The organism is Luteipulveratus flavus, from assembly GCF_029439465.1.
Lineage (GTDB): Bacteria > Actinomycetota > Actinomycetes > Actinomycetales > Dermatophilaceae > Luteipulveratus > Luteipulveratus flavus.
In genome coordinates this window covers 1-14,061 of sequence record NZ_JAROAV010000056.1, presented here as the reverse complement: position 1 = coordinate 14,061, position 14,061 = coordinate 1, and the positions used below count along the sequence as shown (strand labels likewise).

The 14,061-nt window shown below is 71.2% G+C and carries 15 protein-coding genes and 1 tRNA gene; 12 read left to right on the top strand and 4 right to left on the bottom strand.

Annotated features, from left to right (window positions below; all coding sequences use genetic code 11):
• Positions 1-97: 97 nt before the first annotated feature.
• The 5 genes from P4R38_RS19535 (at position 98) to P4R38_RS19515 (ending at position 4,138) form a co-directional block, all read left to right on the top strand.
• Positions 98-676 carry an arsenate reductase/protein-tyrosine-phosphatase family protein gene (locus tag P4R38_RS19535; RefSeq protein ID WP_277193653.1) on the top strand — a complete coding sequence of 193 codons (579 nt, stop codon included), beginning with the start codon at positions 98-100 and terminating at the stop codon, positions 674-676.
• Positions 677-784: 108 nt separating this feature from the next.
• On the top strand, positions 785-2,065 hold the full coding sequence (gene eno, locus P4R38_RS19530) for a phosphopyruvate hydratase (RefSeq protein WP_277193652.1): 1,281 nt from the start codon (positions 785-787) through the stop codon (positions 2,063-2,065).
• Positions 2,066-2,070: 5 nt separating this feature from the next.
• Positions 2,071-2,640: an FtsB family cell division protein gene (locus P4R38_RS19525; RefSeq protein ID WP_275236777.1), complete on the top strand. Its 570-nt coding sequence runs from the start codon at positions 2,071-2,073 to the stop codon at positions 2,638-2,640.
• Positions 2,637-3,164, top strand: coding sequence for a DUF501 domain-containing protein (locus P4R38_RS19520; protein ID WP_277193651.1), 528 nt, complete (start codon positions 2,637-2,639; stop codon positions 3,162-3,164). Before P4R38_RS19525 ends, P4R38_RS19520 begins: the two co-directional genes overlap by 4 nt.
• A complete protein-coding gene (locus P4R38_RS19515; protein ID WP_277193650.1) occupies positions 3,161-4,138 on the top strand; it encodes a Ppx/GppA phosphatase family protein in 978 nt (325 codons plus the stop codon). The genes P4R38_RS19520 and P4R38_RS19515 overlap by 4 nt, the downstream gene beginning before the upstream one ends.
• A 9-nt stretch (positions 4,139-4,147) precedes the next feature.
• Here P4R38_RS19515 and P4R38_RS19510 read toward each other — a convergent pair whose 3' ends face one another.
• Positions 4,148-5,050: a hypothetical protein gene (locus P4R38_RS19510; RefSeq protein WP_277193649.1), complete on the bottom strand. Its 903-nt coding sequence runs from the start codon at positions 5,048-5,050 to the stop codon at positions 4,148-4,150.
• A 187-nt stretch (positions 5,051-5,237) separates the two neighbouring features.
• Here P4R38_RS19510 and P4R38_RS19505 point away from each other — a divergent pair, with 187 nt between their 5' ends.
• Together P4R38_RS19505 and P4R38_RS19500 are read left to right on the top strand one after the other, a co-directional pair.
• Positions 5,238-5,807 (top strand): papain-like cysteine protease family protein, encoded by a 570-nt coding sequence (locus tag P4R38_RS19505; protein ID WP_277193648.1) that lies wholly within the window; start codon positions 5,238-5,240, stop codon positions 5,805-5,807.
• 1 nt (position 5,808) lies between these two features.
• Positions 5,809-6,597 carry a hypothetical protein gene (locus tag P4R38_RS19500; protein WP_277193646.1) on the top strand — a complete coding sequence of 263 codons (789 nt, stop codon included), beginning with the start codon at positions 5,809-5,811 and terminating at the stop codon, positions 6,595-6,597.
• A 61-nt stretch (positions 6,598-6,658) separates the two neighbouring features.
• On the opposite strand, the gene P4R38_RS19495 is transcribed toward P4R38_RS19500, so the two are convergent.
• Positions 6,659-7,585: a hypothetical protein gene (locus P4R38_RS19495; protein WP_275236783.1), complete on the bottom strand. Its 927-nt coding sequence runs from the start codon at positions 7,583-7,585 to the stop codon at positions 6,659-6,661.
• 150 nt (positions 7,586-7,735) lie between these two features.
• On the opposite strand from P4R38_RS19495, the gene P4R38_RS19490 reads away from it, so the two are divergent.
• From P4R38_RS19490 to P4R38_RS19475, 4 genes are all read left to right on the top strand, one after another.
• Positions 7,736-7,810: transfer RNA gene (locus P4R38_RS19490), tRNA-Leu, on the top strand.
• A gap of 105 nt (positions 7,811-7,915) precedes the next feature.
• Positions 7,916-8,839: a Bax inhibitor-1/YccA family protein gene (locus tag P4R38_RS19485; protein WP_277193645.1), complete on the top strand. Its 924-nt coding sequence runs from the start codon at positions 7,916-7,918 to the stop codon at positions 8,837-8,839.
• A 4-nt stretch (positions 8,840-8,843) separates the two neighbouring features.
• Positions 8,844-9,149, top strand: coding sequence for a hypothetical protein (locus P4R38_RS19480; RefSeq protein WP_277193644.1), 306 nt, complete (start codon positions 8,844-8,846; stop codon positions 9,147-9,149).
• Positions 9,150-9,189: 40 nt separating this feature from the next.
• Positions 9,190-9,645 (top strand): hypothetical protein, encoded by a 456-nt coding sequence (locus tag P4R38_RS19475; RefSeq protein WP_275236786.1) that lies wholly within the window; start codon positions 9,190-9,192, stop codon positions 9,643-9,645.
• Positions 9,646-9,727: 82 nt separating this feature from the next.
• Here the strand turns inward: P4R38_RS19475 and P4R38_RS19470 are convergent, their stop codons facing one another.
• On the bottom strand, positions 9,728-10,951 hold the full coding sequence (locus P4R38_RS19470; protein WP_277193643.1) for an acetyl-CoA C-acetyltransferase: 1,224 nt from the start codon (positions 10,949-10,951) through the stop codon (positions 9,728-9,730).
• Positions 10,952-11,073: 122 nt separating this feature from the next.
• Positions 11,074-12,102 (bottom strand): SGNH/GDSL hydrolase family protein, encoded by a 1,029-nt coding sequence (locus P4R38_RS19465; RefSeq protein ID WP_346770773.1) that lies wholly within the window; start codon positions 12,100-12,102, stop codon positions 11,074-11,076.
• A gap of 159 nt (positions 12,103-12,261) precedes the next feature.
• Here P4R38_RS19465 and P4R38_RS19460 point away from each other — a divergent pair, with 159 nt between their 5' ends.
• Complete coding sequence (locus P4R38_RS19460) at positions 12,262-13,638, top strand: cystathionine beta-synthase (RefSeq protein WP_277193641.1); 1,377 nt, start codon at positions 12,262-12,264, stop codon at positions 13,636-13,638.
• The last annotated feature ends 423 nt before the right edge of the window (positions 13,639-14,061 follow it).

The following is a 14,061-nucleotide window of genomic DNA, read 5'->3' as shown; positions in this document are numbered from 1 at the left end:
CGCCCGTCCCGGTCGCCCCGCCCGTCCCGGTCGCCCCGCCCGTCCCGGTCGCCCCGCCCGTCCCGGTCGCCGTGCCCGCCTCGCTACGCTGCGGCGCGTGGTGGACAGTGGCGCTCGAGGGTCGATCCTGGTCGTGTGCACGGGCAACGTGTGCCGCTCCCCGTACATCGAGGTGGTGCTGCGTCATCACCTGGCCGGTACGGGCATCGCGGTGACGAGCGCCGGTTCCCGCGCGTTGGCCGGCTCACCGGCGGACACCGAGACCGAGCGGGCTCTCGCCGAGGACGGTCTCACCGCCGACGGGTTCGTGGCGCGGCAGCTGCACCCCGATCTGGTCGAGGCGGCCGACCTCGTCATCACCGCCACGCGCGAGCACCGGTCGGCCGTGGCGCAGCTGCAGCCGAGGGCGATGCGGCGCGCCTTCGCGCTGACCGATCTCGCCGACCTGCTGAGGGTCGCCGTCGACACCGGCCAGGTCCGGCGCGAGGACCAGGCGGTGGCCGAGGTCGTGGCCGCGGCGACGGCGTGCCGCGCCGACGTCGCACCGCGTCCGGCGGAGTCCGCCGACATCGTCGACCCTTACCGGCGCGGACCGGCGGTGTTCGCCCAGGCCGCCGACCAGGTCCGTTCCGCCCTGCCCCCGGTGGTGACGGCACTGCGTACGGCGGTGGGCTGAGCCGGCGGTGCGGGTCGCTCCGAGAGCGACCCGGGTGTACGGGCTAGGCTCGGCGAGGATGCCCTCGGCGTCCGCCATCGCCCGCTCACGTACGTGCAGGAGACTTCCTTGGCCACTATCGAGGCAATCGGCGCCCGCGAGATCCTGGACTCTCGCGGCAACCCCACCGTGGAGGTCGAGGTCGCGCTGGACGACGGCACGATCTCGCGCGCGGCGGTCCCGAGTGGTGCGTCCACCGGGCAGTTCGAGGCGGTCGAGCGCCGCGACGGTGACCAGAAGCGCTACGGCGGCAAGGGTGTCGAGGACGCCGTCGACGCCGTGATCGAGCAGATCGGCCCGGCCCTGCTGGGCTTCGAGGCGAGCGAGCAGCGGCTCATCGACGCGGAGATGCTCAGCCTGGACGGCACCGACAACAAGGGCTCCATCGGCGCGAACGCGATCCTCGGGGTGAGCCTGGCCGTCGCGAAGGCCGCCGCCGACTCGGCCGAGCTCCCGCTGTTCCGCTACGTCGGCGGCCCGAACGCCCATGTCCTGCCGGTGCCGATGATGAACATCCTCAACGGTGGCGCGCACGCGGACTCCAACGTCGACATCCAGGAGTTCATGATCGCGCCGATCGGCGCCGAGTCGTTCCGCGAGGCGCTGCGCTGGGGTGCCGAGGTCTACCACGCGCTGAAGTCCGTGCTGAAGGACCGCGGCCTGTCGACCGGCCTCGGTGACGAGGGCGGCTTCGCCCCGGACCTGGAGTCCAACCGCGCCGCCCTCGACCTCATCGTCGAGGCGATCACCAAGGCCGGGTACGAGCCCGGCAAGCAGATCGCCCTCGCGCTGGACGTCGCCGCGAGCGAGTTCCACGACAAGGGCAGCTACACCTTCGAGGGCCAGCAGAAGTCCGCGCAGGAGATGTCCGCCTACTACGCCGAGCTGGTCGACGCCTACCCGCTGGTCTCCATCGAGGACCCGCTGGATGAGGAGGACTGGGACGGCTGGGCGCACATCACCGCCGAGCTCGGCGACAAGGTCCAGCTCGTGGGTGACGACCTCTTCGTCACCAACCCGACCCGCCTGCAGAAGGGCATCGACACCAGCACGGCCAACTCGCTGCTGGTCAAGGTCAACCAGATCGGCACCCTGAGCGAGACCCTCGACGCGGTCTCCCTGGCCTCCCGCAGCGGCTACACCAGCATGATGTCGCACCGTTCCGGCGAGACCGAGGACACCACGATCGCCGACCTCGCGGTCGCGACGAACTGCGGCCAGATCAAGACCGGCGCCCCGGCCCGCTCGGACCGGGTGGCCAAGTACAACCAGCTGCTGCGCATCGAGGAGGAGCTGGACGACGCCGCGGTGTACGCCGGGGCGAGCGCCTTCCCGAGGTTCAAGGGCTGACACCGGTGGCGCGCGACTCCCGTACGACCAAGAGCAGCCGTGGACGGGCGACCGCGGGCAGCCGTCCACGCCCCCGTTCGGGCGGCAGCTCTCGTACGGCCGCGCGTCCGGTCCGCGGCTCGTCCCGTCCGACGGTACGAGCCGCGGCCTCCCCGGCCGGCGCACCCGGTGCCCGGCGTCGGCCGAAGTCGATGCGCCGGATGGTCACCCTCGGCCTGATCCTGATGTTCCTCGCGGTGCTGATCATCCCGACCCTGCGCAACTACCTGCACCAGCGGTCGCAGATCGACGCCCTGAACGACAAGGTCGCGACCCAGCGCACCTCGGTGACCGCGCTGCAGCGCGAGCGCGAGCGCTGGGCCAACCCGGCGTACGTGCAGCAGCAGGCGCGGCAGCGGCTCGGGTTCGCCAAGCCGGGGGAGCGGGCGTACATCCTCATCGACGACCAGGGCACCGTCCGCGAGGCGACGAAACCGGACAGCGTGACGGGCTCCGACGTCCGCCCGGGCCGCCCGTGGTACGGCCAGGTGTGGGAGTCGGTCAAGGAGTCCGGCGGGACGGCACCGGCCAAGTGAGCGTCACCGACTCCGGGAACGACCCGTCGATCGACCCTGCCGACCTCGCCTGGGTGCAGCACCAGCTCGGCCGTCCCCCTCGCGGCATCGTGGCCATCGCGGCGCGCTGCCCGTGCGGCTGCCCCACCGTCGTCCGGACGCGCCCGCGGCTGCCGGACGGGACGCCGTTCCCCACCTCCTTCTACGCCACCTGCCCGCGGTTGACCGGTGCCGTCAGCACCTTGGAGTCGTCCGGGATGATGCGCGAGATGTCCGAGCGGATCGAGGCGGATCCCGTTCTCGCGCAGGCGTATGCGGCCGCTCACGAGGACTACCTGCGTCGCCGCGCCGAGCTCGGTGACGTCCCGGAGATCGCCGGTGTGTCGGCCGGCGGGATGCCGACCCGGGTCAAGTGCCTGCACGTGCTCGTCGCTCATTCCCTCGCCGTCGGCCCGGGTGTGAACCCGCTCGGCGACGAGGCGCTGGCCGCGCTGCCGCAGTGGTGGGCCGGCGTCTGCTGCCGTCCGGAGGGCAGCGACTCGTGACCCGCGTGGGAGCGGTCGACTGCGGTACCAACTCCATCCGGCTGCTGGTCGCCGACATCGCCGAGGGCCCCGAGGTCACCGACGGCAACCAGGTCACGCACGGTGGCCGCCTCACCGACGTGCTGCGCCGGACCGAGATCGTGCGGCTGGGTCAGGGTGTCGACGTCACCGGGGCGATCGCGCCTGAGGCGATGCAGCGCACCCTCGCCCAGGCGAGCGAGTACGCCGCCCAGTGCCGCGAGCTCGGCGCGGAACGCGTGCGGTTCGTCGCCACCTCGGCCTCTCGGGACGCCTCGAACGCCGCCGAGTTCGTCAGCGGTGTACGCGCGGCGTTCGACGGGTTCGACGTCGAGCCGGAGGTCGTGAGCGGTGACGAGGAGGCGTCGCTCAGCTTCGCCGGCGCCACCGGCGACCTGCTGTCCGCAGGCGCACCGGCGCCGTACCTCGTCGTCGACCTCGGCGGCGGATCGACCGAGCTCGTCCGGGGCACGACGGCCGTCGAGGCGGCCCGCTCGGTCGACATCGGCTGCGTCCGGCTGACCGAGCGGCACCTGCGCTCGGACCCCCCGACCCGCTCGCAGGTGAGTGCCGCCCTCGCCGACGTGCACGCCGCCCTGGACCTGGCCGAGCGGACCGTCGACCTGCGCGGAGTCGGCACCCTGGTCGGTCTCGCCGGCTCGGTGACCACCATCACCGCGCACGCCCTCGGGCTGACGGCGTACGACTCGGCCACCATCCACGGGACGCGCCTGCCGGTCGGGCAGGTCGTCGACGCCTGCGGCGACCTGCTGCACCGCACCCACGCCCAGCGCGCCGAGCTGGGGTTCATGCACCCGGGTCGGGTCGACGTGATCGGCGCCGGCGCCCTCGTCTGGCGCGCGGTCATCGAGCGCCTGGTCGACCGCAGCGGCATCACCGACGTCGCCACCAGTGAGAAGGACATCCTCGACGGCATCGCGCTGTCGGTGGCCTGACCCCGCGGCTCAGTCGTACTCCCAGCGCAGTCCGGTGACGGCCGGTGCCGCAGGCTCGGTCACCAGGTGCGCCCGGCCGCCGTGGTAGATCGGCACCGGGTTGCATCGTGAGTCGGGGTCCTGCAGCCGCCGGCGGTGGAACTCCTCGATCCGCACGGGGACGGCGTCGGGGTGGAACTGCAGCTCCACGACGTGGGTGCCGCCGGAGTAGAGGTGCATCCGGTAGTGCTCGTACATGGGGATGCGGTTGTCGTCCTTGATCATGTACTGGAAGACGTGGGTCTCCTGCCGACGGATCAACCGGTCGAACAGCAGCTCCGCCACGACCATGCCGGTGGGTGCGTGGCGGCCGAGCCGTCCGATCCGGCAGCCGCTGATCGCGAGGAAGGAGATCCTGGCGGCGTCACAGCCCGGCTCGCCCTGGTAGGCCACGACCTGCCGGTCCACGTCCTCCACCGCGCGCACCACCTGGTGCACGTGCTTGGTCTCCATCGAGCGCTCCCGACCGATGGCGATCCCCTCGCTGACGCTCAGGCAGGCGCTCTGCCCGACGGAGGGGCTGCCCATCTCGCCGATCAGCTCATCGATCGTCCCGCCGAACTCGGTCATGCCGGCCAGCCGGCTGCGGCGAGCCTCCCGTGAGGCGTCCTCGGTCACCAGGGTGGTGAGAGTGCCCGGCGGCAGGGCCAGCACCTGCTCCAGCGCGTGGACCACGGGCAACGAGCGGGTCGTCGGCTGGCGTTCACCGTTCTGCCAGTACGACAGGGTGCTGACCCCGACGTGCTGGCCGCGGGTGGCGAGATGGTCGCGAACCCGGCTGAGCGCCAGTCCGCGGTGGGCGATCGCGGATCGCAGGGCCTCGTCGAACGACGGATGACCGCCTGCACCGCCGCGCCGTGAGGTGGTGTTCATGCTGCCTCGTTCTCCTGCTCCTCACCGCGCCGCGTGGGCCACGGTGAACATTCACCTGTGCCCCCCGGCCGGTCGCGCACCCGTGCGGTCGAGCGTTCTCGGAACGTTCACACGTTCGTCGACCCCTCTGGTGCGCTGAGGGATATCGCACCATCTTTGGCCCTCTCCGAGAGAGGAAATCGCCACGATGTCTCGAAACTCCCCCACCCTGCGTCGCGCCGGCGTCGCTCTGGTGCTGGCGGCGGCCGCCGTCGGTACGGCGGCGCCGGCGCACGCGGCGTCCCGCACCCTCAACATCTACGGCCAGGCCCAGCAGCAGTCGAACTGGTGCTGGGCGGCGACCGGCAACACCATCGCCGGCTGGTTCGGCGCCTCGGTCTCGCAGAACACCTTCTGCGACCTGGCGTTCGGCTACAGCACGGCCTACACCTGCCCCAACAACCAGGCGACGCTCGGCAACGACCAGACGGCGTTCCGCGCGCTCGGCATCAACCCCGGCTACTACGTCTCCTACGCCGTGAACTACACGACGATCTCGACCGACATCGCCGCGGGCCGCCCGCTCAACACGCGCATCCAGTGGAGCTCCGGCGGGGGCCACATGATGGCCATCTACGGCTACGACTCGGCCTACTCCCAGATCAGCTGGTACAACCCGTGGCCCAGCGACAGCCGGTACAACTACGGCTCCTACGGCTACTACCGCAGCAACGGGTCGTTCACCTGGACCCACTCCCTCTACGGGATCGGAGCCTGACATGTCGACTCGCACCCTGCGTCACGGACTGCTCGGTGTCGCCCTCGCCGGCGCTGCCGTCGTCCTCCCGGCCGCCACCGCCACCGCGGCCGGTTCTCCCATCAACCCGGTGGCGCCGGCGTTCAGCAGCAGCGCCGACGCCGCGGCAGCCCGTGCCGTCGCGGGTGGACTCCTGGACCGGTACGCCGCGTCGAAGGCCAAGGCGATGGGCGGCGCCCCCGCCAAGGGCAGCGCCGCATCGCGGATGGCAGCGGCCGTTCCGGTCTACGAGCTCAGCCCGGCCTTCGTGCGGTCCGGAACCGGCCCGGTGGGTCAGGCGCGCTTCGCCGTCACCACCTACTCCATCGGGTCCGAGAAGGCGGCGATCACCACCGCGCCCGCACCCGACGGGACCTGGCAGGCGGTCAACGTCGCCTCCGGGGACACCGAGGCGCGGATGGGTGCGCTCGCGAAGGGCAGCCCGCTGCTGCACGAGCCGCAGGTCGACGCCTGGTACGCCGTGCGCGGCGACCGCGTGGTCGCCCTGGACGGCGATGCCCGTACGGCGATCGGTGGCGGCTCGGTGAGCGTGGCGCAGTACGCCTCGCTCGTCCACGGCAGGTACGCCGACAAGATGCCCGGCAGCGCGTACGACGCTGCCGGTTACGCCGGTGGTTACGCGACGACTCCGCCGAAGGCACGGACCGAGGACTCCGGACAGGTCCTCGCAGCGGCGGGTCTCGCCGCGGTCGGTGTGCTCGGCGTCGCAGGCGTCGCTCGCCGACGGCGACCGACCGGGGACACCGTCTGATCCTCCCGGTCGAGCAGTGCCGGAGTCGCTCCCGCCCCGGGCGACTCCGGCACTGGCTTGTTCAGGCCCAGGTCCAGGACAGCCCGGAGATCCCCGGGACCAGCTGCTCGGTCACCAGGTAGGCACGGTTGCCGTCCTGCAGGTCGACGACGCGACGCCGCACGTCCGGCTCCTCCAGGTTGCGGCGGTAGAACTCCTCGACCCGCACCGGGAGGCGCTCGGGGTGGAACTCGATCTCAGCGACGTGCAGGCCACCGCGCTGGATGTGCAGGCGGTAGTGCTCGGTCGTCGCGATCGTGTTGCGGTCGACGACGGCGTACTGGAAGACGTGCGGCTCGTGCCGGCGCAGGTTGCGGTCGAACAGCATCTCGGTGAGCAGCAGGCCCGACGCGGCGTCGGTGCGCTGCCGGCCGAGGCGGCAGCCGCTGAGCGCGTTCAGCTCGATCAGCCCGACGTCGCAGCCGGGCTCTCCCTGGTAGGTGACGATCTGCCGGTCGACCTCGTCCACGGCGCGGATGACCTGGTGGACCTCCTTGGAGACCATGGCGCCGTTCGCACCGATGGCGAGCCGCTCGATCACGCTCAGGTTGACCGTGTGGCCGGGCCCGGTCGTGCCCATCTCGCGGACCATCCGGTCGACCGCGCCCGCGAATCCTGCTGCGGAGGAGAAGCGGCTCTGCCGCGACGCCCGCTCCATGTCGGTCGGCAACAGTGTCGTCAGGGTGCCCGGGGCGACCTCCAGCACCTCCTCGAGTGCCTGGATCACCGGCAGCGATCGCGTCGTGGGCCTGCGCGCGCCGTTCTGCCAGTACGAGAGCGTGCTGACGCCCACGTGCTGACCGCGCGCGGCCAGGTGGTCGCGCAGCCGGTTCAGGGCGAGTCCACGCCCGAGGATCGAGGCGTGCAGGACCTGGGCGAACTCAGCGCCCGGCCGCTCCGGTCCGGAGGTCTCCGCGAGCGCGGTGCTCGGCTCGCGTGTGTGCTCCATCAGGTGTCGTCTCCCGTCGGTCTTCCCCCTCTTGTGATCAACGCCTTATCGCACCACCTTTGCTCCGGGTATGCCGCAGGTTTGCGATAAACAGGCATCCGCGAAGGATGCTGCGCCCTCCGTTGTGGTACCGATCGGTACGGTGGACCCGCCCTCGTGGCCCAACTGGCAGAGGCAGGCGACTTAAAATCGCTTCCGGTGCGGGTTCGAGTCCCGTCGAGGGCACCCTCGCCCTTCTTCCGTACGGGAACTTCCGCGGCCTCCCAAGGCTTCTACACTCAAGAGGAAGCCGCGCGTAAGTGGACGCGGACCATGACGCCTGGAGGAGCCATGGCCAGCAACCCGGTGTTCAACCGGTTCGAGAAGGATCTGTCCGAGGGTCGGTACGCCGGCTTCGGGCAGCGTGGGCAGCAGTCACCGCAGGACGACCGTCCGGGCATGTCCGCACAGCCGCAGTGGGGGCAGCCCGGCCCGCAGCAGCAGACAGGAACGGCCGGAGCCTGGGGCGCCGGTCAGCAGCAGCTGAGCAACGAGCAGCTGGAGCAGATGTACAGCGCGGGGACCGCAACCCCGCAGCAGACGGGTCGGATGACCCTGGACGACGTCGTCATGAAGACGCTGGGCCTGTTCGCCCTCCTCGTCGTCTTCGCGACCGGTGCCTGGTTCGTCTCGGACCAGTCGCCCTCGACCGGGATGGGCTTGTGGCTCGCGGGCATGCTCGGCGGTCTGGTCCTCGGCCTGGTGATCGCGTTCAAGAAGACGATCTCGGTCCCGTTGATCGTCGGGTACGCGGCGCTCGAGGGGCTCTTCGTCGGAGCGTTCAGCCAGTGGGCCAACCAGCAGTACGGCCACGGGATCGTCGCCCAGGCGGTGCTCGCGACACTCTGCGTGTTCGTCGGCATGTTCGCCGGCTGGAAGTCCGGCTTCATCAGGGTCACGGCTCGTTCCCGCAAGATCTTCGGGATGATGCTGATGGGTTACGTCCTCTTCGCGCTCGTCAACCTCGTGCTCGTGATGACCGGAGTGCTCGACGGATGGGGCGTCGGCAACAACAGCTGGCTCGGCATCCTGATCTCGGTCTTCGCCATCGGTCTCGCGTCCTACTCCCTGGCGGTCGACTTCGACACGATCGATCAGGGCGTGCGCGCCGGTCTCCCGCAGAAGTACTCGTGGCTGATGGCGCACGGCCTGATCGTCACCGTCGTCTGGCTGTACGTCGAGATCCTGCGCCTGCTCGCCCGCCTGCGCGACTGATCGCATGACGCGACGCTCACCGGTGCCCGACGAGGTCGCCGTCGAGCTGCGGCGCGTGGTCCAGCGGTGGCATCAGCTGCCGCTGGACCACGCGCTTTCGCGTGCCGCGGCGTTGGCCGCCCTGGTCCAGGAGCTGGCCGACGCCGCCGCGCACACCCAGGCCCACCCGTCGTGCGCGGTCCCCGATCTCGGCCCGGCGGCGCTCGCCGACCAGCTTGCCGTGGTCACGTACGACGCCTGTCGCGCCGGGCTCGCGACCGACCTCTCGCTCGCCTCGAGGCTCGCTGCCGTACGCCGTTCTCTCGGGTAGGCGTCATGTCGCGAGCAGCCGATCGCTAGGCTGCCCTCTCGTGATCGAGTCCGCAGCCGTGGCAGGCAGATTCGCCGACGAGTTCGCCCCGTGGGCGGTGACGCTCCCCGCTCGCGCCGTGGAGGAGCGCCGCGACGGGTGCCTCTTCGCCCGAGGATGGTCGGTGCGGTGGCGCTGGCACACCGACAGCACCCTGGAGCTGCGCGCCTCCCACCGGATGACCAGCGAGCGCTGGTGGGTGCTGCAGCCGGACGGCACGAAGCACCGCAAGCACGTGCCGGCGGCGATGATGGCCTACATGCCCGGCGACGACGTCGCTGCGCTGCGCGCCGACTACCGGGCCTCCTGGCGCAAGCACGAGGAGGCGGTGCAGGAGGCCGGCATGGCTTTCGCCGACGCACCGCGCGGCTCGAACCCGGACGAGTCGACCATGGTCTGGCGCTGCGACGGCGAGACCTGGCAGACCGACGAGCTGGCGCCGCGACCGCCTGCCTGACCCCGTTCGACGCCGTTCATCCAGGAGCGGCAACGACGAAGGCCGCGACCCGTCCGGGTCGCGGCCTTCGTCATACGGCGTGTCAGCTGAGGCGCTCGTAGATGATGGCCATGCCCTGGCCACCGCCCACGCACATCGCCTCGAGGCCGAACGTGCCGTCGGTCGACTGCAGACCGTTGAGCAGCGTGGTCGTGATGCGCGCGCCGGTCATGCCGAACGGGTGGCCGAGCGCGATCGCGCCGCCGTGGACGTTCAGCTTGTCGAAGTCCATCCCGAGGTCGTCGGCGGACGGCAGCACCTGCGCCGCGAACGCCTCGTTGATCTCGTAGAGGTCCATGTCGGCGATGGTCATGCCGGCGCGGGCCAGTGCCTGCTTGGAGGCGTCGACCGGGCCGAGGCCCATGATCTCGGGCGAGAGCGCCGAGACGCCGGTGGAGACGACCCGTGCCAGCGGCGTGATGCCGAGCTGCTTCGCCTTCGTGTCGCTCATCACGACCAGCGCCGCCGCGCCGTCGTTGAGGGCGCAGCAGTTCGCGGCGGTGACGGTGCCGTTCTCCCGGAACACCGGCTGCATCGTCGAGACCTTCTCCAGCGTGGTGCCGGCGCGCGGGCCGTCGTCCTTGGACACCACGCTGCCGTCGGGCAGCGTCACCGGAGTGATCTCGCGCTCGAAGAAGCCCTCGTTGATCGCCTTCTCGGCGCGGTTCTGCGAGGTGACGCCCCACTCGTCCTGCCGCTCACGAGAGATGCCGCGCGAGGTGGCGACGTTCTCGGCGGTCTGACCCATCTGGATGTAGATGTCCGGGAGCACGCCCTCGGTGCGGGGGTCGGTCCAGGTGGCGTTGTTCTTCGCGATGTCGGCCGTGCGGGCCTGGGCGTCGGCGAAGCGGGGGTTCTTCCACTCCTCGGGGGAGGAGCCGGCGCCGGACATGTCGGCGTACCGGGAGACGCACTCCACGCCGGCGGACAGGAAGACGTCGCCCTCGCCGGCCTTGATCGCGTGGGCGGCCATCCGGGTCGTCTGCACCGAGGAGGAGCAGAACCGGTTGATCGTCGCGCCGGGCAGGTGGTCGAAGCCGGCGAGCACCGCGACCAGACGCGCCATGTTGTTACCCTGCTCCGCCCACGGCTCGGCGCAGCCCAGGTAGAGGTCCTCGATGAGCGTCGGGTCCAGGTCGGGGACCTTCTCCAGCGCGGCCTTGATGGCCAGCACGCTCAGGTCGTCCGGGCGCATGTCCTTCAGGCTGCCCTTGAACGCGCGCCCGATGGGCGTACGCGCTGCGGAGACGATGACGGCTTCAGGCATGTGTCCTCCAGATCGCGGGGCCCAGGACCGGGCCGATCGGCGGGCGGGCCAGAGTGCCGCTCCGCACGGTCAGGCAGTCTACGGCGCCTGAGCGCTTGCTCACCTGGCGGAGGGGCGTGCGGTCATGCGCGGTCCGCCCTCGCCGAGGCGCGACGGTTGTCGAGGTCGCCGTCGTCGACGCCCGGCGCGCTGTCGGGATCGGGCTGGGCCGGTTCGGCCGGCACCGGCTGCCGGCGCCGGCGGCGCAGGACCGCCCACCGGCCCCGGTGGCCGACCTGGGACCCGTGCAGCTCGGTGGCACTGACCTCGGTGCCCGGGTCGCGAACGGCGCGTACCGCGGCCTCGGCGACCGGTCCGACGCTCTCCCCGCGTCGCCGGTCGGGGGCCAGGCCGGTGTCCGGCGTCGGCTGGCCGAGCGCGTCGAGCACGCTCGGCAGCAGGGCCGACGCGGCCCGGGCGTACCCGGCCGGAGAGGGATGGAACCGGTCCTGGCTGAACATCACGGCCGGCCGTTCGGCGAAGTCGGGGCCGATCAGGTCACCGAGGGAGACGGTGCGGCCGCCCTGCTCGACGACGGCGACCGTCTGCGCGGCCGCGAGGTCACGCGAGTAGCGGCGGGCCACGAGCCGCAGGGGCTGGGGCAGCGGTCGGATCGTGCCGAGGTCCGGGCAGGTGCCGACGACCACCTCGGCGCCCGACTCGCGCAGCCGGCGGACCGCCATCGCGAGGTGGCGCACGGAGGTGGACCGGCTGATGCGGTGCGTGACGTCGTTGGCGCCCACCATGATGACGACGACGTCAGGCTGCGGGACAGCGGCCAGGGCCTGGTCGACCTGTCCGTCGAGGTCGGCGGACTGCGCGCCGACCACCGCGACGTTGGTGAGCTGGACCGGCCGGCCGGTGAGGGCCGCGACCGCGGTCGCGATGATGCTGCCGACGGTCTGGGAGCGCTCGTCGGCGCCCATGCCCCGGGCGCTGGAGTCGCCCAGCACGAGCAGGTGGACGGCGTCGCCGAAACCGTGCCCGTACGTCCCGGAGTCCTCCGGCGCCGTGTCGAACGGTGTGCCGACGACGCGGCGTGCGATCCGGGCCTCCGCCCGCAGCAGCCCGTACGCCGCCGCGGCGCTGGCGACCGCGCTCGCGGCGGTCACCCCGCCCCCGTACGCCGCCTTCGACGCGATCCTGCGTGCCCGCCTCGCTCGTCCCATGCGGTGCTCAACCCCTCTCGTCCGCCCTAGTGGGATCGTCTCACCCACCCTTGTGGGTGCCCGAGCCGCGCCGCGCTGTCCAGAACCTGAGACGATGGTCACGTGAAGTACGCGGAGAACATCGCAGACCTCGTCGGCAACACGCCGCTCGTCAAGCTCTCGACCGTGACCGACGGCATCGCCTGCACGGTCCTCGCCAAGGTCGAGTACCTCAATCCCGGCGGTTCGGTGAAGGACCGGATCGCGCTGCGGATGATCGAGGCCGCCGAGGCCTCGGGTGAGCTGCAGCCCGGCGGGACCATCGTCGAGCCCACGTCCGGGAACACCGGCGTCGGCCTCGCCCTGATCGCTCAGCGGAAGGGGTACAAGTGCATCTTCGTCTGCCCTGACAAGGTCAGCGAGGACAAGCGCAACGTGCTGCGGGCGTACGGCGCGGAGGTGGTCGTGACCCCGACCTCCGTCCCGCCGGACCACCCGGACAGCTACTACTCGGTCTCGGACCGCATCGCCGCGGAGACCCCGGGTGGCTGGAAGCCCGACCAGTACTCCAACCCCGAGGGACCGAACAGCCACTACCGCTCGACCGGCCCGGAGATCTGGGACGACACCGACGGCCGGCTCACGTCGTTCGTCACGGGCATCGGGACGGGCGGAACGATCACCGGCACGGGCCGATTCCTGCGCGAGGTGTCTTCCGACCGTGAGGGCGGCCGGGTGCAGATCATCGGCGCGGATCCCGAGGGGTCGGTCTACTCAGGAGGTACGGGTCGCCCGTACCTCGTCGAGGGCGTCGGCGAGGACATGTGGCCCCGCGCGTACGACCCGAAGGTCGTGGACGAGGTCATCGCGGTCAGTGACGCAGAGTCCTTCGCCATGACGAGGCGGCTGGCCCGCGAGGAAGGGCTGCTCGTCGGCGGGTCCTGCGGCATGGCCGTGGTCGCCGCTCTCCGCCACGCGAGGACCCTGCCGGCCGAGGCAACCGTGGTCGTCCTGCTCCCGGACTCCGGCCGCGGCTACATGTCCAAGATCTTCGACGACGACTGGATGAGCTCCTACGGCTTCCTCAAGGAGTCGGGGGAGCGCACCGTGGGCGAGGTCCTCGCCGGCAAGGACGGTGGGATGCCCGCTCTGGTCCACACCCACCCCAAAGAGACCGTCCGCGACGCGATCGAGATCCTGCACGAGTACGGCGTCTCGCAGATGCCGGTGGTCAAGGCCGAGCCGCCGATCATGGCCGGCGAGGTGGCCGGCTCGGTGAGTGAGCGCGAGCTGCTGGACGCGCTGTACACCGGCGCCGCGCACCTGGCCGACCCCGTCGAGAAGCACATGTCCGAGCCGCTGCCGCTGATCGGCGCCGGGGAGTCGGTGAGCGACGTGCGCGCCGACCTGGAGAAGTGCGACGCGGTCATGGTGGTCGAGGACGGCAAGCCCGTGGGCGTCCTCACCCGTGCGGACCTGCTGAACGTCCTGATCGACTGACATCCTCGCCGACGTCCTCGGCCCCGCCCGGTCCTGCCGGGCGGGGCCGAGCCGCGTCCGGAGCAGGCCGCGCCGGTGGTGCGCCGGCGCCCGGACGGCCCGATTTGTACATCGCGGCGGACGTGCCCTAATGTTCTCGATGTCAGCCCGACAGGGCGGACAGGGAAGGCCCGAGAGGGCAGGCCCACCGGGCAGAGCAGCTCACAGAGTCTGCTAGCCTGGAACTCCACTCGGAGCCAAGCGCGCGAGAATCAGCGAGTCGCAGAAGCGAGAACGCGGATTTGACGCCCAAGAGCCGAGTAGGAAACACTGAAGAAGTTCGCCTCACAGGGCAGCGCTTGCAAAAGCGTGAAACTGGGAGAGCGGCTGTTTCTTGAGAACTCAACAGCGTGTCGAGTGATTGATGCCAAATGTTTGTTTGGT

What these genes read in the sequence shown, in the direction of transcription:
- P4R38_RS19510 (WP_277193649.1), bottom strand. Translation starts at nt 5,050, where the DNA reads ATGAACACCACCTCACGGCGCGGCGGTGCAGGCGGTCATCCGTCGTTC.
- P4R38_RS19505 (WP_277193648.1), top strand. Translation starts at nt 5,238, where the DNA reads ATGTCTCGAAACTCCCCCACCCTGCGTCGCGCCGGCGTCGCTCTGGTG.
- P4R38_RS19500 (WP_277193646.1), top strand. Translation starts at nt 5,809, where the DNA reads ATGTCGACTCGCACCCTGCGTCACGGACTGCTCGGTGTCGCCCTCGCC.
- P4R38_RS19495 (WP_275236783.1), bottom strand. Translation starts at nt 7,585, where the DNA reads ATGGAGCACACACGCGAGCCGAGCACCGCGCTCGCGGAGACCTCCGGA.
- P4R38_RS19485 (WP_277193645.1), top strand. Translation starts at nt 7,916, where the DNA reads ATGGCCAGCAACCCGGTGTTCAACCGGTTCGAGAAGGATCTGTCCGAG.
- P4R38_RS19480 (WP_277193644.1), top strand. Translation starts at nt 8,844, where the DNA reads ATGACGCGACGCTCACCGGTGCCCGACGAGGTCGCCGTCGAGCTGCGG.
- P4R38_RS19470 (WP_277193643.1), bottom strand. Translation starts at nt 10,951, where the DNA reads ATGCCTGAAGCCGTCATCGTCTCCGCAGCGCGTACGCCCATCGGGCGC.